20 protein-coding genes are annotated in these 19,146 nt (G+C 67.1%); 9 read left to right on the plus strand and 11 right to left on the minus strand.

Annotated elements, in window-relative coordinates:
• Position 1: 1 nt before the first annotated feature.
• The 3 genes from ACFWQC_RS10700 (at position 2) to trxA (ending at position 3,414) form a co-directional block, all read left to right on the plus strand.
• Entirely contained in the window at positions 2-1,747 is a 1,746-nt protein-coding gene (locus ACFWQC_RS10700; protein WP_378676951.1) for a hypothetical protein, read from the plus strand.
• Positions 1,748-1,932: 185 nt separating this feature from the next.
• Positions 1,933-2,910, plus strand: a complete 978-nt coding sequence (gene trxB, locus ACFWQC_RS10705; RefSeq protein ID WP_378676954.1) for a thioredoxin-disulfide reductase — start codon at positions 1,933-1,935, stop codon at positions 2,908-2,910.
• Between the two features lie 174 nt (positions 2,911-3,084).
• Positions 3,085-3,414 (plus strand): thioredoxin, encoded by a 330-nt coding sequence (gene trxA / locus ACFWQC_RS10710; protein ID WP_091044069.1) that lies wholly within the window; start codon positions 3,085-3,087, stop codon positions 3,412-3,414.
• Between the two features lie 142 nt (positions 3,415-3,556).
• Here trxA and ACFWQC_RS10715 read toward each other — a convergent pair whose 3' ends face one another.
• Positions 3,557-4,213, minus strand: coding sequence for a GNAT family N-acetyltransferase (locus ACFWQC_RS10715; protein ID WP_378676957.1), 657 nt, complete (start codon positions 4,211-4,213; stop codon positions 3,557-3,559).
• A 67-nt stretch (positions 4,214-4,280) separates the two neighbouring features.
• Here ACFWQC_RS10715 and ACFWQC_RS10720 point away from each other — a divergent pair, with 67 nt between their 5' ends.
• Positions 4,281-5,597, plus strand: coding sequence for a PLP-dependent aminotransferase family protein (locus ACFWQC_RS10720; protein ID WP_378676960.1), 1,317 nt, complete (start codon positions 4,281-4,283; stop codon positions 5,595-5,597).
• Positions 5,598-5,881: 284 nt separating this feature from the next.
• Here ACFWQC_RS10720 and ACFWQC_RS10725 read toward each other — a convergent pair whose 3' ends face one another.
• The 3 genes from ACFWQC_RS10725 to rsmG all read right to left on the minus strand — a co-directional run bounded on the left by ACFWQC_RS10725 (position 5,882) and on the right by rsmG (position 8,879).
• Entirely contained in the window at positions 5,882-6,922 is a 1,041-nt protein-coding gene (locus ACFWQC_RS10725) for a ParB/RepB/Spo0J family partition protein (RefSeq protein WP_378676963.1), read from the minus strand.
• A gap of 59 nt (positions 6,923-6,981) precedes the next feature.
• A complete protein-coding gene (locus ACFWQC_RS10730; protein WP_378676966.1) occupies positions 6,982-7,977 on the minus strand; it encodes a ParA family protein in 996 nt (331 codons plus the stop codon).
• A 161-nt stretch (positions 7,978-8,138) separates the two neighbouring features.
• Positions 8,139-8,879, minus strand: coding sequence for a 16S rRNA (guanine(527)-N(7))-methyltransferase RsmG (gene rsmG, locus ACFWQC_RS10735; protein WP_378676968.1), 741 nt, complete (start codon positions 8,877-8,879; stop codon positions 8,139-8,141).
• Positions 8,880-9,238: 359 nt separating this feature from the next.
• Here rsmG and ACFWQC_RS10740 point away from each other — a divergent pair, with 359 nt between their 5' ends.
• A complete protein-coding gene (locus ACFWQC_RS10740; protein ID WP_378676971.1) occupies positions 9,239-9,568 on the plus strand; it encodes a GIY-YIG nuclease family protein in 330 nt (109 codons plus the stop codon).
• Between the two features lie 489 nt (positions 9,569-10,057).
• Complete coding sequence (locus ACFWQC_RS10745) at positions 10,058-10,813, plus strand: peptidoglycan-binding protein (RefSeq protein ID WP_378676974.1); 756 nt, start codon at positions 10,058-10,060, stop codon at positions 10,811-10,813.
• Positions 10,814-10,899: 86 nt separating this feature from the next.
• Here the strand turns inward: ACFWQC_RS10745 and ACFWQC_RS10750 are convergent, their stop codons facing one another.
• From ACFWQC_RS10750 to rpmH, 5 genes are read right to left on the minus strand one after another with little or no spacing between them, the layout of a single operon-like run.
• Entirely contained in the window at positions 10,900-11,394 is a 495-nt protein-coding gene (locus tag ACFWQC_RS10750; RefSeq protein WP_378676977.1) for a protein jag, read from the minus strand.
• A 23-nt stretch (positions 11,395-11,417) separates the two neighbouring features.
• Positions 11,418-12,407, minus strand: coding sequence for a membrane protein insertase YidC (yidC, locus tag ACFWQC_RS10755; protein WP_355018865.1), 990 nt, complete (start codon positions 12,405-12,407; stop codon positions 11,418-11,420).
• Positions 12,408-12,411: 4 nt separating this feature from the next.
• Positions 12,412-12,738 carry a membrane protein insertion efficiency factor YidD gene (yidD, locus tag ACFWQC_RS10760; RefSeq protein WP_378676980.1) on the minus strand — a complete coding sequence of 109 codons (327 nt, stop codon included), beginning with the start codon at positions 12,736-12,738 and terminating at the stop codon, positions 12,412-12,414.
• On the minus strand, positions 12,735-13,088 hold the full coding sequence (rnpA, locus tag ACFWQC_RS10765; protein ID WP_378676983.1) for a ribonuclease P protein component: 354 nt from the start codon (positions 13,086-13,088) through the stop codon (positions 12,735-12,737). The genes yidD and rnpA overlap by 4 nt, the downstream gene beginning before the upstream one ends.
• 25 nt (positions 13,089-13,113) lie before the next feature.
• Positions 13,114-13,251 (minus strand): 50S ribosomal protein L34, encoded by a 138-nt coding sequence (rpmH, locus tag ACFWQC_RS10770; RefSeq protein WP_091044043.1) that lies wholly within the window; start codon positions 13,249-13,251, stop codon positions 13,114-13,116.
• Positions 13,252-13,796: 545 nt separating this feature from the next.
• Between rpmH and dnaA the strand changes: the two genes are divergently transcribed.
• The 3 genes from dnaA (at position 13,797) to gnd (ending at position 18,211) form a co-directional block, all read left to right on the plus strand.
• Positions 13,797-15,482: a chromosomal replication initiator protein DnaA gene (gene dnaA, locus ACFWQC_RS10775; RefSeq protein ID WP_378677258.1), complete on the plus strand. Its 1,686-nt coding sequence runs from the start codon at positions 13,797-13,799 to the stop codon at positions 15,480-15,482.
• 607 nt (positions 15,483-16,089) lie between these two features.
• Positions 16,090-17,229 carry a DNA polymerase III subunit beta gene (gene dnaN / locus ACFWQC_RS10780; protein ID WP_008355535.1) on the plus strand — a complete coding sequence of 380 codons (1,140 nt, stop codon included), beginning with the start codon at positions 16,090-16,092 and terminating at the stop codon, positions 17,227-17,229.
• A 91-nt stretch (positions 17,230-17,320) separates the two neighbouring features.
• Positions 17,321-18,211, plus strand: coding sequence for a phosphogluconate dehydrogenase (NAD(+)-dependent, decarboxylating) (gene gnd, locus ACFWQC_RS10785; RefSeq protein WP_378676986.1), 891 nt, complete (start codon positions 17,321-17,323; stop codon positions 18,209-18,211).
• Positions 18,212-18,274: 63 nt separating this feature from the next.
• Here the strand turns inward: gnd and ACFWQC_RS10790 are convergent, their stop codons facing one another.
• Positions 18,275-18,721 carry a DUF2752 domain-containing protein gene (locus ACFWQC_RS10790; protein WP_378676989.1) on the minus strand — a complete coding sequence of 149 codons (447 nt, stop codon included), beginning with the start codon at positions 18,719-18,721 and terminating at the stop codon, positions 18,275-18,277.
• A complete protein-coding gene (locus tag ACFWQC_RS10795) occupies positions 18,696-19,118 on the minus strand; it encodes an NINE protein (protein ID WP_378676992.1) in 423 nt (140 codons plus the stop codon). Before ACFWQC_RS10795 ends, ACFWQC_RS10790 begins: the two co-directional genes overlap by 26 nt.
• Positions 19,119-19,146 lie beyond the last annotated feature (28 nt).

Consider the following 19,146-nt stretch of genomic DNA (forward strand, 5'->3'; position numbering starts at 1 on the left):
TATGGAGTACACGCAATCAGGTGACGTCCTCGCCGGCAGATACCAACTGACGGATCTGCTGAGCGAGTCCCGCGAGGGACGCTTCTGGCGCGCCCAGGACGCGGTGCTCGGCCGCCCGGTTGCCGTGCATGTCCTCGACGCCCACGACGAGCGTGCGCCGCGTCTGATGGCCGCGGCCCGCAACTCCGCTGCCATCGGTGACCCCCGGATGCTGCGCGTCCTCGACGCCGCCCAGACCGACCAGGTGGCGTACGTCGTCAACGAGTGGGGCGAGGGCTCGTCGCTGGAGAACGCGCTGGCCGCCGGTGGACCGCTGCCGCCGCAGCAGGCCACCTGGATCGCCTCCGAGGTCGCCGACCTGCTGGTCCTGGCCCACGACCAGGGCCACGCCCACGGCCGGCTCAACCCCGAGGCCGTGCTGCTCGACGACCTCGGGGCGGTGCGCGTCATCGGCTTCGGCGTCGACGCCGCGCTGCACGGGATCGACCCCGACACGCGTGACTCCCAGCGACGCGACCGGGTCGACGCCGTCGGCGTCCTCTACGCCGCCCTGACCGGCAAGTGGGCCGGCGAGACCCTGTCCTCGATGCCTCCCGCGCCGCGTGATCATGGCCGTGTGCTCCGTCCCCGGCAGGTACGCGCCGGCGTGCCGCGTCCCCTCGACGACCTGTGCGACCGGGTGCTGGGCAGCAGCGCCGACATGCCGCCGCTGACCGCGGCCGAGCTGCACTCCGCGCTCGCCGGCTTCTCCGGGGAGCCGACCGCGCCGCTCAACCGGCCCTCGGCGATCGACGAGGAGACCCAGGCGATGGCTCCGCCGGCCCAGGCCGAGCCGGCCGAGGCACGGGCTGCGTCGAACGCCATCGGCGTGGCTCCCGATGCCGTACGCCCTCAGCGCCAGCGCCCGTCCTCCCCGCCGCCGATGCACGACCCGACCCCGTCGAAGCCGCTCTTTGCCGACGAGACCCCGGGATACGTGCCGCCGCAGCGCCCGCAGCAGGCTCCCCCCGCCGCCGCCCGGCGGCCAGTGGCCCCGGATGCCTCCTACAACGGCTGGCAGGGCCCGTGGACCGGCGCCAACGTACCGATCGCCGAGGAGCCGGACTACAACGACAAGCCCGGCGCCAGCTGGCTCCGCATCGCGATGGGCGTCGCCCTCGTGGTGCTCGTCCTCATCGCCGGCTCGATCGCCTGGAACATCATCGGCGACGACCCCGACACGACCGCCGAGAACCCCGGCACCGGCAACAACGGCGGCGACACCACAGCTGAGGCCAAGCCGACCCCCATCAAGGGCATCACCGCCAAGGACCTCGACCCCCACGGCGACCCGCCGAGCGAATACCCCGACCTGGTCGCGGGTGTGGTCGACGGGAAGGACGACCCCGTCACCAACTGGCGCACCTCCACCTACAACGACCAGATCGGTGATGGTCCGCGCTCGCTCAAGCCAGGTATTGGCGTCGTGCTCAATCTCAAGGGCGACTACGCAGTCGACTCCCTGAAGTTCCGGATGATCGGCGAGCCGACAGACATCAGCGTCTATGTCGGCGACTCACCGTGGACCGACGACCCCAGCGGCGCTCCGGCGGCCAAGGGCAGCGTCGGCGTCGAAGGCGAGATCAAGCTCGACGACGCCCCCGAGGGCAGCTACGTACTCGTCTGGCTGACCGGCCTCCCGACCGGCGACGGCGGCTACCGCGCCGAGGTCAAGGAGATCGAGGTCCTCGGCACCCCCGTCTCCTGACGAAGCGTCAGCTACGTCGGCCGAGAAGTCACTCCCGTCGGCCGAGATGTCACGCCGGTGCCGCTTCGCACGACGTACGTGACGCTTCGGCCGACGCGGGTGACGTCTCGGCGTTCAGGGCCGTGGAATGTACGTGGCCTACGATCTGTTGTGCAGTTCGCCAGCCACACCTGAGGAGCCTCAAGATGCCGACCCCGTCGTCCCCGACCGACCCCCGCAACGTGATCGTGGTGGGTTCCGGCCCGTCGGGCTACACCGCAGCGGTCTACAGCGCCCGCGCCGGACTGCAGCCACTCGTCTTCGAGGGCTCGGTGACCGCCGGCGGTGCCCTGATGAACACCACTGAGGTGGAGAACTTCCCCGGTTTCCGAGACGGCATCATGGGTCCGGAGCTGATGGACAACATGCGTGCCCAGGCGGAGCGTTTCGGTGCCGAGCTCGAGCCCGACGACGTGATCGAGATGGACCTGACCGGCGCGGTGAAGGTCATCAAGACCGCGACCGACACCCACTACGCGAAGTCAGTCATCCTCGCGACCGGATCGGGCTACAAGAAGCTCGGCCTGCCCCGCGAGGACGAGCTCTCCGGCAAGGGCGTCTCCTGGTGTGCCACCTGCGACGGCTTCTTCTTCCGCCAGAAGCCCATCGTGGTGGTCGGCGGCGGCGACTCCGCGCTGGAGGAAGCCCTCTTCCTGACCCGCTTCGGGTCCTCGGTCACCCTGCTCGTACGCCGCGACGAGCTGCGCGCCTCCAAGATCATGCAGGAGCGCGCCTTCGCCGACCCGAAGCTCGAGATCGCCTGGAACTCCGTGGTCGAGTCGATCAACGGCGAGCACTCCGTGGAGAGCATCACCGTCAAGGACACCAAGACCGGCGAGCTGCGCGACCTCGAGTGCGCCGGCCTGTTCATCGCCATCGGCCACATCCCGCGCTCCGAGCTGCTCACCGGCCAGGTCGACCTCGACGACGACGGCTACGTCCTCACCAAGGACGGCACCACCGCCACCAACATCGAGGGCGTCTTCGCCGCCGGTGACCTGGTCGACCACGTCTACCGTCAGGCGATCACCGCTGCCGGCACCGGTTGCCAGGCCGCGCTCGACGCCGAGAAGTTCCTCGCCCACCAAGCCCACGCCGCGGCGGCTGCGACCGTCTCCGCCTGATACTCGCCTACCCTGGTGGTCATCTCGACAAGCTCGATACACCGCATCTCGACAAGCTCGATACACCGCATCTCGACAAGCTCGATGACCGGGTGCCCGGGAATGCCGGGCACAAGCCGAGCGTTCTGACCACAGACCTCCCGAAACACGTCCCTACCCGAGAAGGAACCCATCGTGGCTGACAACATGACCGCCGTGACCGACGCCGAGTTCGACTCGACCGTTCTGAAGTCCGACAAGCCCGTACTGGTCGACTTCTGGGCCGAGTGGTGCGGCCCGTGCCGCCAGGTCTCCCCGATCCTCGAGGAGCTTGCCGGCGAGCACGGTGACAAGGTCACCTTCACCAAGATGAACGTCGACGAGAACCCCGTCACCCCCTCCACCTACCGCGTGACCGGCATCCCGACCATCAACGTCTACCAGGGCGGCGAGGTCGTGAAGTCCATCGTCGGCGCCAAGCCGAAGGCCGCGCTGCTCAAGGAGCTGCAGGAGTTCATCGGCTGACACCAGCTGACACACGCTGGCCCGCCACCTGTTGAGGTGGCGGGCCAGCGTCATTTCGTGGTGGTGGTGGTCTCGACAGGCTCGACCACCGGGGCTCAAGTGGTGGTCTCGACAGGCTCGACCACCGTTTCACGGGAAACATTCACTCGCTGTCGCGATGCAGCTCCGTGGAGGCAGGTGACGGGTGGCTGCGCGGACGTACGACATCACGCAACCGCTCCCAGGCGGACTCGAAGTCATCGATCCAGGTGACGGTCTGCTTCAGGTCCATGCGCATCCGCGGGACGGTGGGGTGGTCCCGGTGGGTCTTGAACCCGACCCGGCCGAGGAAGTCGGCCGGGGCAGCGCAGCGGCGACCGTGGATCCCGCTCAGCGGCCCCACGTCGCCGAAGGCCTCGATCGCACGGACCGAGCCCCGCTGGACCAGGTCGCGCGCCATCCCCTGGACGAGCATCCGCCCGATCCCGCCACCGACGAGTCGGGGATCGATCCACACCGTGGTCATCAGGACGGCATCGGCGGAGACCGGTCCGGACGGGAACGAGGCGACCCGCGGGACGAAGACCGGCGGTGCGTAGAGGACGAACCCCGCCGGCGTACCGTCCACCACGGCCACCCGCCCGCACGATCCCCATTCGCGGAGCACCTCGGAGATCCACGCCTCCTTGACCCCGATCGTCTCCGAGGAGTCGACGCGGCGATGGCCCACGGGGTCGCGCTCCCAGAACAGGCAGGCGCGGCACGGCGCCGGGACCTCGGCGAAGAGGTCCAGCGTCAGCGGCAGGATGCGGCGTGCCATGTCTCACCCTTGATACTCGGTTAAGGGTCTGTTACCAGCGTATGCGATCCTTCATGATGGTGACACCATGAATGATCTTCCCCAGCGCGCAACATCCTCCCGCCTCGATCCGTACGCGGACCGCTATGCCGCACGCACCGCAGGCATGACGGTCTCGGAGGTCCGAGCACTCTTCGCAGTCGCTGCGCGCCCGGAGGTCGTCTCGCTGGCAGGCGGCATGCCCAACATCTCCAGCCTCCCGCTGGACGTGGTCGGCGACTCGATCAAAGACCTCATCATGACCCAGGGCCCGACCGCGCTGCAGTACGGCGGCGGCCAGGGCGATCCCGTCCTGCGCGAGCAGATCTGCGGGGTCATGCGCCTGGAGGGCATCGAGGCCCACCCCGACGACGTCGTCGTCACCGTCGGCTCCCAGCAGGCCGTCGACCTGGTCACCCGCGTCTTCTGCGACCCCGGCGACGTGGTGATCTGCGAGGCCCCTTCGTACGTCGGTGCTCTCGGTGTCTTCAAGGGCTACCAGTGCGACATCGTGCACGCCGAGGTCGACGCCAGCGGCCTCATCCCGAGCGCGCTCGAGCAGGCGATCATCTCGACCAAGGCCTCCGGTCGCAAGGTGAAGTTCCTCTACACGATCCCGAACTTCCAGAACCCGACCGGCGTCACCATGACGCCCGAGCGCCGCACCGAGATCCTCGAGATCTGCCGGCGCCACGACATCCTGGTCCTCGAGGACAACCCGTACGGCCTCCTCGGCTTCGACGACGAGCCGCGCCCGGCAATGCGCGCCCAGGACCCGGGTGTCATCTACCTCGGCTCCTTCTCCAAGACGTTCTCCCCCGGCCTGCGGGTCGGCTGGGCGCTGGCCCCCTCCGCGATCCGTGAGAAGCTCGTCCTCGCCCAGGAGTCCGCGACGCTCTGTCCGCCGCCGTTCAACCAGATGGCCGTCTCCGCCTACCTCTCCAACCACGACTGGCAGGGCCAGATCAAGGAGATGCGGGAGATGTACCGCGAGCGCCGCGACGCCATGCTCGATGCGCTCGAGGCCTACATGCCCGCGGCCTGCACGTGGACCAAGCCCGACGGCGGCTTCTTCGTCTGGCTGACGCTGCCCTCCGGCATCGACAGCAAGGCGATGCTGCCCCGCGCGGTCACCTCGCGAGTCGCGTTCGTCCCCGGCACCGGCTTCTTCGCCGACGGCTTCGGCGCCTCCTCGATGCGGATCTCCTACTGCTATCCCACCCCGGAGCGGATCCGAGAAGGCGTGCGTCGCCTGGCGGGTGTCATCGAGGCCGAGATGGAGCTCCTGGAGACGTTCGGTGCCACCGGCCCCATCCCAGGTCTCCCCATCCGCGGCGCCGAGCACCCCTCGACGAACACGCAGTAGCCCAGCCGCCGGTGGTCGAGCCTGTCGAGACCACCGTGCTGACACAACGGGCATCTCGACAAGCTCGATGACCGAGCAACACCGCTGGTCGAGCCTGTCGAGACCACCCGTCCCGACACGAAAAGTCATCTCGACAAGCTCGATGACCGAGCAACACCGGTGGTCGAGCTTGTCGAGACCACCGTGCTGGAACGAAGGTCATCTCGACAGGCTCGATGACCGGACGGCATCCGATGGCCGGAGTAGAAATCTATTTGTCGACAAAGCGCTTTAGCGCTTGATGCCTAAATGGATTCGTCGGGTGCGGGCGACATCAGCTCGACGATCCGACGCAGGTCGTCGAGGGTGGCGAACTCGACGGTGATCTTTCCCTTGGAGCGCCCCAGATCGACCTTGACCCGGGTGTCGAAGCGGTCCGAGAGCTTGTCGGAGATCTCCTTGAGGCCAGGAGCGGTCGGCTTGGCCCTCCGCACGCGCGGCGTAGCGAAGGCGTCGCCGTCAGGATCGCCCAGAGCGACGATCTCCTCGAGGCCGCGTACGGAGATGCCTTCCGCGACCACCTTCTGCGCCAGCTTGTCCTGCTGCGGCTCGCCGTCGACCGCGAGCAACGCCCGGGCGTGACCGGCCGAGAGCACGCCGGCGGCGACCCGGCGCTGGACCGACGGGGACAGCTTCAGGAGCCGGATCGTGTTGGAGATCTGCGGCCGTGACCGGCCGATCCTCTGGGCGAGCTCGTCGTGGGTGCACTCGAAGTCGCTGAGCAGCTGCTGGTAGGCGGCCGCCTCTTCGAGGGGGTTCAGCTGCGAGCGGTGCAGGTTCTCCAGCAGGGCGTCCCGGAGCATGTCGGTGTCGTCGGTCTCGCGGACGATCGCCGGGATGACATCGAGGCCGGCCTGCTGGGTGGCGCGCCACCGGCGCTCACCCATGACCAGCTCGTAGGAGTCGGTCGCCACTTTCCGGACGACGATCGGCTGCAGGAGGCCGATTTCGTTGATCGAGTGGACCAGTTCGGCCATCGCGTCCTCGTCGAAGACCTGACGAGGCTGCACGTGGTTGGGGTGGATCTGGGTGACCGGCAGTTCGGCGAAGTATGCGCCGTCGACGGGTGCCAGATCCGAATTCTCGATCTGGCGGCCTGCCGCCGAGTCGGTGGACCTGGGGTCCACGGATGCGCCAGAAGTCGCTCCAGCGGAAAGGTCCGAATGACGGACGTCCAGCTGGACAGAAGCGCGATCCGCCGACTCGTTTCCGCCGGCGGGCGGAGCGGTCGGAATCAGCGAGCCCAGACCTCGTCCGAGACCACGCTTTGGCGGCTGCTTGCTCATATTTCAGTGTCCCCCATGTCAGTTCCGTGCCGTGTTACGGGTGATCTCGACAAGCTCGATCACCCCTGCTCGCTCCGTTTGGCGAGCTCCTTGGCGGCCTCGAGATAGCTCAGCGCACCCGGCGAGCCGGGGTCGTACGTCATCACCGTCTGCCCGAACGACGGCGCCTCGGACACGCGCACGGCGCGGGGGATGAACGTGCGCATGACCGTGTCGCCGAAGTGCTCGCGCACCTCCTCGGCGACCTGCGAGGCGAGGCGGGTGCGGGCGTCGTACATCGTGATCAGCATCGAGGAGACCTTGAGCGTCGGGTTCAGCGCGGCGCGCACCATCTCGACGGTCTTGAGGAGCTGGCCCAGGCCCTCCAGCGCGTAGTACTCCGCCTGGATCGGGATCATCACCTCGGTGCTCGCGACGAGCGCATTGACCGTGAGCAGGCCCAGCGACGGCGGGCAGTCGATGAGGACGTAGTCCCACCGGTCCTCCGCGTCACCAACTCGGGGAGACCTGGCCAGCGCCTCCTTCAGGCGCTGCTCGCGCCCGTCCTCCTCGACGAGCTCGACCTCGGCACCGGCCAGGTCGATGGTCGCCGGCACCAGCTCGAGGCCCTCGAGCTTCGGGACCGGAACCACGACGTTCTCGAGGCTGGCCCCCTCGACCAGGACCTCGTACGTCCCCGGGGTGCCCTGGAAGTGGTCGACGTCGAACGCGGTGCAGGCGTTGCCCTGTGGGTCGAGGTCGATGACGAGAACCTTCTGACCGAGCTGCGCCAGAGCCGCGGCGATGTTCACCGTCGAGGTGGTCTTGCCGACGCCGCCCTTCTGGTTGGCGGAGACGATCACGCGCGTGCTCGCCGGGCGCGGCAGCGGTGGCCGGTTGCTCGCCGCACCACGTGCCAGGAGCGTGTGCTCGGCAGCAGCGGCCAGCGGCGTCGCCTCTGTGTCGAAGTCGTTCTCGAAGGACGCGATGTCCCCGGCCGTACGGAGCCTGATCGACACCGGTTCGTCGGTTTCACGTGAAACGGCGTTCTGCGCGCTCTCGTCGTCGTACGGCATGTTTCCTCATCCTCATCGTTCGGTCATCGAGCTGGTCGAGATGCGGTGTATCGAGCTTGTCGAGATGCGGTGTATCGAGCTTGTCGAGATGCGGTGTATCGAGCTTGTCGAGATGACGTCTCACGCCCGAAAGCTCGTGGTCTCGACAAGCTCGACCACCTTCAGCGGCGGCGCTTCGTCTTTCGGGGCCCGCCCTTGGGCCCTTTCTGGCCGCCCTTCGGGACCGGCGGCCAATCTACCCGTGCGGGATCCGACCAAACCACCCGAACCGCAACAGTTGTCGTCTCCAAAACGTCAACACCGAGCTCTGAGACCGTCGGCGGCGCGCATGCCCACTTCTTCAGCGCCGCTTCGGCCTCCTCGATCTCCGCCTCGATGCTCGACCCCTTCATCGCGACCAGCGCACCCGTGGGGACGACCAACGGCATCGACCAGTCGAGCAGCTTGCCCAAGCCCGCCACGGCTCGCGAGGTCACCACGTCGAACCCGAGCTCGCCGTGGAAGGCGTCCGCCCTCCCCCGCAGCACCGTCACGTTCTCGAGGCCGAGATCCTCGGCGACCTCCTCGAGAAAGGTCGTACGCCGCAGCAGCGGCTCGATCAGCGTGATGTGCAGATCCGGGCGAGCGATCGCGAGGACCAGACCGGGGAGTCCCGCACCGGACCCGATGTCCGCCACCGCGACCCCCTCAGGGATCACCTCCCCCAGCACCGCGCAGTTGAGGATGTGTCGATCCCACAGCCTCGGAACCTCCCGCGGTCCGATCAGACCGCGCACGACCCCTGCGTCGGCCAGCCAAGCGGCGTACCTCTCCGCGAGCTCGAGTCGATCAGCCGGAAACACCTTCTCCGCCCGAGGGTCGAGCTCCCCCAGACCACCCAAGTCCCCACGTTCCTCGCTCACACACAAACTGTTTCACGTGAAACGCACAACCAAGAACTCCCGGTGGTCGAACCCGCCGAACATTGCGGCACGTACGTCCGGGGCATCTCGACAAGCTCGATGACCGGTGGTCGAGCCCGTCGAGACCACCCCACCCCGGTGGTCGAGCCCGTCGAGACCACCCCACCCCGGTGGTCGAGCCCGTCGAGACCACCCCACCCCGGTGGTCGAGCCTGTCGAGACCACCCCACGTACGTCCGGGGCATCTCGACAAGCTCGATGACCGGTGGTCGAGCCTGTCGAGACCACCACCCCGACGAACAGAGGTCTCGACAAGCTCGACCTCCGAGACTGTCGGTGGTGCCACTCATGATGAGGACATGGCTTACACATACATGCTTCTCTGCGGGGACCGAACTCTCTACGTCGGCAGCACCACAGACCTTGAACGCCGCATGACCGAACACCGAGTCGGCCTCGGTTCGGAGTACACCCGACACCGCCTCCCCGTGGAGCTCGTCTGGTACGAGCAATACGACAACGTCGAGCATGCGTTCATGCGGGAGAAACAGATCCAGAACTGGGGTCGGGCCAAGCGGCTCGCGCTCATCAGAGGAGAGCTCGGTGAGCTCCCACGCCTGGCCAACACCTCGACGACCCCACACCCCTTATCTACTCCGCAGCAACGGTCATCTCGACAAGCTCGATGACCGGTGGTCGAGCTTGTCGAGACCACCCCACGCACGTGCACGAGGACCCGATGGTCGAGCCTGTCGAGACCACCCCCAGCATGTGCTCGATGACCGGTGGTCGAGCTTGTCGAGACCACCCCACGCACGTGCACGAGGACCCGATGATCGAGCCCGTCGAGACCACCCCCCGCACATGCACGAGGACCCGGTGGTCGAGCTCACGAACCGCACGCGCGCATGGTCATCTCGACAGGCTCGATGGCCACCCCGTTTCACGTGAAACACACCTCCCTGAAGACGCCTGGAAGAACGTCAGCCCAACGAATTCGCAGAAGCGTTCCCAAAGGCGTCGTCGGGGCGTCGGGTGCGCTAAAGTCCGCGAGCAGCCTCGCGAATCTGATGCAACCGCGCACGCTGCTCGAACGTCTTAGTCGTAGAAGGTCGCACTCGGGGTGCGACTCCAGCGGCCCGTGCGACCGGGCCACCATCCATGACCACGGAGCTGATGTGAACGTCCGTAGAACCCCGGTGGCGATCTTCCTCACCACCATCCTCGCCTTGGGATTCTCCCTGGGCTCGATCGCGGCGCCGAGCAGCGCCCAGGCCACTGCGCCGACGGCCTCCGTCGGGCAGATCGGGCTGCACACGGCGTACACCGTCCTCTACCAGCAGGGCTCGACCGGCCTCGGGGTGCGCAAGGTCCAGGCGCGCCTCAAGGAACGGAGGATCTACAGCGGCCGGGTCACCGGCAACTACGGCTCGAAGACGACCAGCGCCGTGAAGGCCTTCCAGCGCAACCAGCGTCTGGCCATCACGGGCAAGGTCAACCAGCGCACCCTCGACCGGCTCCGCTCCCTGACGAGCACGCCGACCGATGCCAAGCTCTACAACCTCGACCGTCGTTGCCTCACCGGCCGTGTGCTCTGCGTCGACAAGACCGACCGTCGGATGCGCTACGTACGCGCCGGCAAGATCATCCGGGCGATGGACGCCCGCTTCGGTTGCTCCGACACCAAGACCCGCGAGGGCGCGTTCAAGGTCTTCAAGAAGAGCCGCAACCACGTCTCCTCGATCTACCACACGCCCATGCCGTACGCGATGTTCTTCAACGGCGGCCAGGCGGTGCACTACTCCTCCGACTTCGCCGCCCGCGGCTACAACGGCTGCTCCCACGGCTGTGCGAACGTCCGCAACAAGTCGTCTATCGCCTGGGTCTTCGACCAGATCCGTATCGGCGACCGGGTCGTCGTCTACTGGTCCTAGCTGAACCGGTGGTCGAGCTTGTCGAGACCACAAAGAGATCGCCCCTCGTGCCACACGGCACGAGGGGCGATCTCTTTGTGTCAGCGTCACTCAGGCAGTACGACCACGTAACGCCGCGGCTCGACGCCAGAGGACTCGGAGGTGAGCCCGGCACCGGCGACGGCGTCGTGGACGACCTTCCGCTCGAACGGCGACATCGGCTTGAGCGAGACCGGGGCACCGGACTCCTTGACCTTCGCGACGGTCTCGTCGGCGAGCGCCATGAGCGTCGAGCGACGGTCAGCACGGTAGCCACCGACGTCGAGCATCAGGCGGGACCGCTCACCGGTCTCGCGGTAGACCGCGAGCCGGGTCAGCTCCTGGAGCGCGTCCAGGACCTCGCCGTGGCGACCGACCAGCTGCTGCAGGTCGCCACCGACGATCGAGACGGCGGCACGGTCGCCCTCGACGTCCATGTCGAGGTCTCCATCGAGGTCGGCGATGTCGAGAAGCTCCTCGAGGTAGTCGGCCGCGATGTCACCTTCCTGCTCGAGCTGCTTGAGGCGCGTCTCTTCGCTGACCTCCTCCACCGGCTCAGTCACGGTCTCGCTCACATCCTGAGTCGTCACTTGGTTCCCCCGTCCTTCTGGGTCGTGGAGCGACCGGCGGTCGTGCCGGCCTTCTTCCGCTGGCTCCTGGTCTGGGCCTTGGGCTGGGTGCGCTGCGCGGGACGCTTCTCGGCCGCGGCCTCGTTGGCCTCGGCGATGTCGATCTCCGCGTCGGGCAGACCCTTCTTACGGCGCTTCTCCCGCTCGCGCTCCTGCTTGGCGTCGAACGCCGGCGTCCCCGGTGCGGGGTTGTTGCGGATCACGTAGAACTGCTGACCCATCGTCCACAGGTTGGAGGAGGTCCAGTAGAGGATCGTTCCGACCGGGAAGGCGATACCACCGACGGCGAACACGACGGGCAGCACGTAGAGGAGCAGCTTCTGCTGCTGGGCGTACTGACCGGTCATGGCGTCGGCCGGCATGTTCTTCGACATCAGCTGACGCTGGGTCAGGAAGGTGGTCGCGATCATCGCCACGACCAGGAACCCGGTGAGGAAGTACGTGCTCATGTGGTCGGCCGTCGTGAACTGGTCCGAGAGCAGCGAGCCCAGCCAGGTCGACGTCGCGAACTCGTGCGCGGCCTCGTCGCTCAGGAATCCCTTGCCGACACCGTCCGAGGCGTGCTCGAGCATGCGGAACAGCACGAAGAAGATCGGCATCTGCAGCAGCAGCGGCAGGCAGGACGCGAACGGGTTGGTGCCCGAGTCCTTGTAGAGCTTCATGGTCTCGTTGGCGAGCTTCTCGCGGTCGTGACCGTACTTCTTCTGCAGCTCCTTGACCTTCGGCTGCAGCAGCTGCATGTTGCGGCTGGAGTTGATCTGCTTCACGAACAGCGGGATCAGCAGCGCGCGGATGGTCACGGTCAGGCCGACGATGGCCAGGGCCCACTGCCAACCTTCAGACGGAATGACGTACGAGAACGCCTTCTGCCATACGAGCAGGATGCCCGAGATGGCGTAATACAGCGGTGTTGCGATCCATCCGAACAGATCGCCTATGGCTCCCACGGAATCAGGCTCCTCGGTTTGGGGAGTCCGCACTTACACGGACCAGGTCTTCAGGGTCTCTTGAAAATTTCGTCGGGGTCGGTACGGGATCGAAGCCCCGGGTCTTGGCCCAAGGGACGCAACGGGCCAGGCGGCGCGCCGTCAGCCAGCTCCCGCGCCAGGGGCCGTGGGCCTTGACGGCCTCGAGCCCGTACGCCGAGCACGACGGGTAGTAGCGACACACATCGCCGTAGAGCGGACTGATCAGAGTCCGCCACACGTGAAGCAGGCCGATCAGGACGGCCGCCACCAGGTGGTTGAGCTTGTCGAGACCACCCCGCACGACGTTCATGACAGCACTCGCGCGAGGCAGCGCCGCAGATCGGCGCCCAGGGCGTCGTAGTCCGCGTCGGCGGCAGCTGGAAGCGCACGGACCACAAGCACAGCAGAGCCCGGGAGTCCGCTCAGGGACTCCCGGGCCTGGTGACGCAGTCTGCGCTTCACGCGATTCCGGACGACGGCCGGACCGACGGCCTTGCTCACCACGAAGCCCACCTGCGGCTCGCTCTCCCGGTCGGCAGCTGGGCCGGTGCCGGGGACGAGCAGATGGACCACCAGACTCTTCGAGCCCGCGCGCTTGCCTCGTCGTACTGCTTCTTTGAAGCCCGACGAATCGACCAGTCGGTGGCGACGTGGCAACACGCGCGTGGTGGCTGAGGCCGCGGCCTCAGACGGTCAGGCTCTTGCGACCCTTGCCGCGGCGCGCAGCGAGGATCGCGCGGCCGGCACGGGTGCGCATGCGCAGGCGGAAACCGTGCGTCTTGTGACGGCGGCGGTTGTTCGGCTGGTAAGTACGCTTGCTCACGGGTGCTTCCTTAGTGTGTGGTGTGGTGGCCGGTCGCTCTTCCGGCTGTCCTGCTTGTTAGGACCAAGAATCACGCACCCGTGGAACGGGCGACCTAGTAACGGTACGTGGATGGCGAAACCACGGTCAAACTCGCGCCCTATCACACACCTGTGATTCGCCCTCCCCCTGTGGAGGACGGGTTGCCCATGACCCTCGCCAGCCGGTAGTTTCGTCCTCTACCGAGGTTTCCCTGCACATCGTCAGGAGCATCGGCCGCATTCGGGGGGATGCCACGCAGGGAACTAGTTTTCCCGCCTGACCTGCCGAAACGGTCGGATTCTCGAGGACGGCGAAGTGTCTCGGTTGGTCTCCGATGCCTACATTCGGGGATGCTCCACAGCTTGTGGAAAAGTCTGTGGAGGATGTAGACCGGACCGCTGCATCAATCCAGGCTGCATCAATAAAAGACCACCCACCCGAGCCATCAGGGAAGGCAGGAACCTGTGGAGCACTCCGGCCTCGCGCCAGAACCACAGCCAGATCTCCAGTCCGCATGGACGAAGGTGGTCGCCGAGCTTCCGCCGAACCAGCGGGCCTGGCTCCGGGACAGTGAGCCCCTCACTCTGCACGGATCGACCGCGATCGTCGAGGTCCCCAACGACTTCACCCGCAACCAGATCGAGGGCCGCCTGCGTGGCTCCCTCGAGAGGTCGCTGGGCGAGATCTTCCATCGCGAGATCCGCATCGCGGTCACCGTGAACCCCGATCTCGACGTCACGCCTGATCCCGACACTCAGGCGATCATGATCTCCGAGCGGGAGATCGCCGCCGCGGACGCTGCCGCCGCCGCTGCCCTGCAGCAGCAGTCGCCATTCTCGAACAGCGCAGCCGCGAACCAGTCGGCGTTCCCGCACCAGTCGGTCTACCCGCCCAACTCGCCCGGTCTGATCCCCGGCCCCCTGCCGGCGAGCGCGCCGCACGGCGAGCAGGGCGCGCCCGCTGCGTACTCGGCGCCGCAGGCTCCCGTCGCGCCGCCGGCCGCGCAGCAGCCGGCTCCGCCCTCGGCGCATGGAGACGTACGTCCTGGATATGGCGACATGTCGACAAATCCACCGGTGCCTCCGGTGGCTCCCGTCGAGGAGCCGGTTCCGCCCCGGCCGCTCGTCCCTGGTCCGCCCACGCGGCCGAGCGAGCCGAGCCACAACGTCCTCGAGACCCGGCTGAACCCGAAGTACACCTTCGAGACGTTCGTCATCGGCTCCTCCAACCGGTTCCCGCACGCGGCCGCGGTCGCGGTCAGCGAGGCGCCGGGCAAGGCCTACAACCCGCTGCTCGTCTACGGGGAGTCGGGTCTGGGCAAGACCCACCTGCTGCACGCGATCGGCCACTACGTGCGGAGTCTCTACTCCGGGGCGAAGGTGCGCTACGTCAGCTCGGAGGAGTTCACCAACGAGTTCATCAACGCGATCCGCGACGACCGGCAGGACCGGTTCAAGCGGCGCTACCGCGATGTCGACGTCCTGCTGATCGACGACATCCAGTTCTTGGAGGGGAAGACCCAGACGCAGGAGGAGTTCTTCCACACCTTCAACACGCTCCACAACGCCAACAAGCAGATCGTGCTCACCTCCGACCGGCCGCCCAAGCGGCTCGAGGCGCTCGAGGACCGGCTGCGCAACCGGTTCGAGTGGGGTCTGATCACGGACGTCCAGCCGCCGGACATCGAGACCCGCATCGCGATCCTTCGGAAGAAGGCCGCCATGGAGCGGCTCACCGCGCCGCCGGACGTGCTCGAGTTCATCGCGAGCAAGATCCAGACCAACATCCGTGAGCTCGAGGGTGCGCTGATCCGGGTGACGGCCTTCGCCAACCTCAACCGGCAGGACGTCGACCTGACGCTGGCCGAGATCGTGCTCAAGGATCTGATCCCCGAGGGTGGCGAGCCCGAGATCACCGCCGGCCTGATCATCGCCCAGACCGCCGCGTACTTCGGGCTGTCGATCGACGAGCTCACCGGGCCCTCACGTGGGCGTCACCTCGTCATGGCCCGCCAGATCGCCATGTATCTGTGTCGGGAGCTCACCGAGGACTCCCTGCCCAAGATCGGCAAGCACTTCGGCGGCCGCGACCACACCACCGTGATGTACGCCGAGCGCAAGATCAACCAGCTGCTCGCCGAGCGCCGGGCCGTCTTCAACCAGGTCTCCGAGCTCACCAACCGCGTCAAGATGCAGGCCCGCCAGGCGTAGCCCAACCAGCAGTCGTACGCGGCCGCCGCCCCTCCCGGGCCGGCGGCCGTTTCGCGTTTTGGGATTTGTAAAACCCACAGGACGAGATTTCCCAGGTTGTCCACAGCCCACAGGCTGGGTGGAACCTGTGGAGAACCGGCCGTTCAAATGGGATGGAAAAGGGGATGGCCTGTGCACAAAACACTCGAACGGGCCGACAACTCTCCACAGCCCACAGTGACGTGCGTCATTTCAGCATCGCGTCCACATCCCCTGTGGAATCACATTTCCGGGCATGACCAGGGAAGACGCTGCTCATCCACATTTCCCACAGATGCTCTTACAACGTACGAAACTATTTAGATCCATGGATCCTCCGTGAAATTCCACGAACGCCCTTCCCTGGGGACAACCCGCTCGCCGAGCCGAGTGCACAGGGACGCCTGTGCAGACCGGACACAGCTGAGCGCTTACCGGTTGTCGGCGGTCCGTGGCAGGATGCGTACTCCAGGTCATGTCAACGCGGGGGCGTTCCGGAACCGGTGGCGTCTTCCCCAAGGTTCAATCAGAGCCCGGACCGCATGTCCTCAACCGCCCCGATGTCGAGTTAGAAGAAGGACAGGTCATCGTGAAGTTCCGCGTCGACCGCGACGTGTTCGCGGATGCCGTCGCCTGGGCTGCCCGCAGCCTTCCGGTCCGCCCCAGCACCCCGGTGCTCTCAGGTCTCCTGATCGAGGCGGGTCACGAGGGCCTGGTGCTCTCGACATTCGACTACGAGACCTCAGCGCGGGCGACGCTCTCGGCCGAGGTCGCCGACGAGGGCAAGGCCCTGGTGTCCGGCAAGCTGCTCGCCGACATCTGCCGCAGCCTCCCGGCCAAGCCGGTCGAGATGGTCACCGATGGTGCCCGCGTCTCGCTCACCTGCGGGAGCGCGCGGTTCAGCCTCCAGACCATGCCGGTCGAGGACTACCCGACGCTGCCGGAGATGCCGACCGCGGCCGGCACGGTGAAGTCCGAGCTGTTCGCCCACGCCGTCGCCCAGGCCGTGACCGCCGCCGGTCGCGACGACATGCTCCCGGTGCTGACCGGCGTGCGGCTCGAGATCGAAGGCTCCACGATCTCGCTGCTCGCCACCGACCGCTTCCGGCTCTCCCACCGCGAGCTCGAGTGGAACCCGGCGACTCCCGACGAGAGCCTGGCCGCGCTGGTGCCGGCGAAGGTCCTCGGTGACACCGCCAAGTCGCTGACCAGCGGCAGCGAGGTCACCCTCGCGCTGTCCACCACCGGCACCGGCGAGGGCATCATCGGCTTCGAGGGCGCGGCCGCGGGTGGCGTACGTCGCACCACGACGCGCCTGCTCGACGGTGAGTTCCCGAAGGTGCGCAGCCTCTTCCCTGCCGAGCATCTCACCACCGCGCTGGTCGACAAGGCCTCCCTGGTCGAGTCGGTCAAGCGCGTGGCCCTGGTCGCCGAGCGCAACACCGCGGTCCAGATGGTCTTCGAGGACGGCGTGCTCACCCTCGACGCCGGCTCCGGCGACGAGGCCCAGGCGTCCGAGTCGATCGAGGCGACCATGGAGGGCGAGGGGCTCACCACCGGATTCAACCCGCAGTTCCTCCTCGACGGGCTGCAGGCCATCGACGAGCAGGTCGTCGAGCTCGCCTTCACGCAGGCTCCGAAGCCTGTGGTGATCAGCGGCAAGCCGGCCGAGGGTGGCGAGGAGCCGGGGTTCCGCTACCTGCTGATGCCGCGGCGCCTGCTTTCCTGATCCACCCCCTCACTAGGGTGGTCTTGTCTCGACAAGCTCGACACACGCGACAAGACAGCTCGACCACCGATTTCGCCTGATAGGAACTTGCATGCACATCGGACTCGTCGGCCTCGGCAAGATGGGTGGCAACATGCGCACCCGGCTGCGGGAGGCTGGTCACACCGTCGTCGGATACGACCGCAACCCCGATCTCGCCGACGTGGCGAGTCTGGCGGCGCTCGTCGAGGCGTTGCCCAGTCCCAAGGTGGTCTGGGTGATGGTGCCGGCGGGCGACCCGACGCGTTCCACGATCGACGAGCTCAAGGAGCTCCTCGGCGAGGGCGACCTGGTGGTCGACGGCGGCAACTCGAAGTACACCGATGACGCCAAGAACGCCGCGAGCCTTGCCGAGAACGGCATCGGCTTCGTCGACTGCGGCGTCTCGGGCGGCGTCTGGGGTCTGCAGAACGGATACGCGCTGATGTACGGCGGCTCCGACGAGGACGCCGCCAAGGTGATGCCCGCCTTCGAGGCGCTCAAGCCGACCGGCACCGAGGACGGTCTGGTCCACTGCGGCGTCACGCCTGGTGCTGGCCACTTCTCGAAGATGGTCCACAACGGCATCGAGTACGCGATGATGCAGGCCTACGCCGAGGGCTGGGAGCTTCTCGACAAGGTCGACATCGTCGACAACGTCCCCGAGATCTTCGCCTCGTGGCGCACGGGCACCGTCGTACGTTCCTGGCTTCTCGATCTTCTCGTCGACCAGCTGCGCGCCGACGAGCACCTCGACAAGATCAAGGGCTACGCAGACGACTCGGGCGAGGGTCGCTGGACTGTCGAGGCAGCGATCGAGAACGCCGTGCCGATGCCGGCGATCTCGGCCTCGCTGTTCGCGCGGTTCGTCTCGCGCCAGGAGGACGACCACGCCATGAAGGCGATCGCCGCGATGCGCAACGGGTTCGGTGGGCACGCGGTGATCTCGGAGTCGGAGGCCTGAGCACCCGCTTGCGCGGGTGGTCATCTCGACAGGCTCGATACAACGCTCGACAAGCTCGACCACCTAGATGGCGGGGATGGCCCCGGTCATGGTGAGGATCAGGCGTACGGCGCCGTAGGCGACGAAGAGGGCGAAGAAGCCGAGGATGATCGGGCTTCGCACCAGCTTGTCGAGGTCGGCGGGGCGCCGCCGGCTCAGCCGGGCGCGCACGGAGACCACGGCAAGGACGACGATCGCCACGATGAGCACCGGTCCGAACCAGTTGCTCGCCAGCGACGAGCCGATGTCGCCGTGCATCAGGTAGACCCATGACCGGGTCAGTCCGCAGCCGGGGCAGGGCAGCCCAGTCAGGGCACGGAACGGGCAGAGCACCGGGCCGTCCTCGATGCCGCCGGCCGGTAGGAGCGCCGCGATGAGGATCCCGCCGACGCCGATGGCGGCCGTGACCTCCGTGGAGCTCACCGCCGCGATGCGCTGATGCAGGTCAGGCGAGGGGTTTGCCGTCGGCATCCGGGAACTTTCGCACGATGACGAGGATGAGGTCGATGATCGTCCAGATCCCGAAGCCACCACAGGTGATCAGCTTGAGGATGCCGAGGCCGATCTGTCCGACGTAGAACCGGTCCACGCCGAAGGGACCCAGGAAGATCGAGAGCAGCAGCGTGACGAGCCACTCGCGGCTCGAGAAGACACCCGGGATCTGTTTCACGGGAAACCACTGCTGGTCGGTGCCGAGGCTGGCCGGGGTGTCCGACTTGATCTGCCCGGCGGCAGCCATCTGAGCGAGCTGCTGGACCGGGTAGGGCCCGTGGACCTGGCCCATCACCGACAGATAGAAGGGCCCGGCCGGCTCGCTATAGGCGGGTTGCCCTGGAGGCGGACCGTACGGGTTGGGAGACTGGGTCATGCAGGCACCTTAACGAGAGAGGAAACTC

It is taken from the genome of Nocardioides sp. NPDC058538 (genome assembly GCF_042719275.1).
Classification (GTDB): domain Bacteria; phylum Actinomycetota; class Actinomycetes; order Propionibacteriales; family Nocardioidaceae; genus Nocardioides.

Bases quoted from the DNA above. Each gene is read 5' to 3' on its own strand.
- yidD (WP_378676980.1), bottom strand. From the start codon at position 12,738: ATGAACGTCGTGCGGGGTGGTCTCGACAAGCTCAACCACCTGGTGGCG.
- ACFWQC_RS10730 (WP_378676966.1), bottom strand. From the start codon at position 7,977: ATGCCGTACGACGACGAGAGCGCGCAGAACGCCGTTTCACGTGAAACC.
- ACFWQC_RS10720 (WP_378676960.1), top strand. From the start codon at position 4,281: ATGAATGATCTTCCCCAGCGCGCAACATCCTCCCGCCTCGATCCGTAC.
- trxB (WP_378676954.1), top strand. From the start codon at position 1,933: ATGCCGACCCCGTCGTCCCCGACCGACCCCCGCAACGTGATCGTGGTG.
- gnd (WP_378676986.1), top strand. From the start codon at position 17,321: ATGCACATCGGACTCGTCGGCCTCGGCAAGATGGGTGGCAACATGCGC.
- ACFWQC_RS10715 (WP_378676957.1), bottom strand. From the start codon at position 4,213: ATGGCACGCCGCATCCTGCCGCTGACGCTGGACCTCTTCGCCGAGGTC.
- ACFWQC_RS10725 (WP_378676963.1), bottom strand. From the start codon at position 6,922: ATGAGCAAGCAGCCGCCAAAGCGTGGTCTCGGACGAGGTCTGGGCTCG.
- ACFWQC_RS10700 (WP_378676951.1), top strand. From the start codon at position 2: ATGGAGTACACGCAATCAGGTGACGTCCTCGCCGGCAGATACCAACTG.
- ACFWQC_RS10740 (WP_378676971.1), top strand. From the start codon at position 9,239: ATGGCTTACACATACATGCTTCTCTGCGGGGACCGAACTCTCTACGTC.
- ACFWQC_RS10795 (WP_378676992.1), bottom strand. From the start codon at position 19,118: ATGACCCAGTCTCCCAACCCGTACGGTCCGCCTCCAGGGCAACCCGCC.
- ACFWQC_RS10790 (WP_378676989.1), bottom strand. From the start codon at position 18,721: ATGCCGACGGCAAACCCCTCGCCTGACCTGCATCAGCGCATCGCGGCG.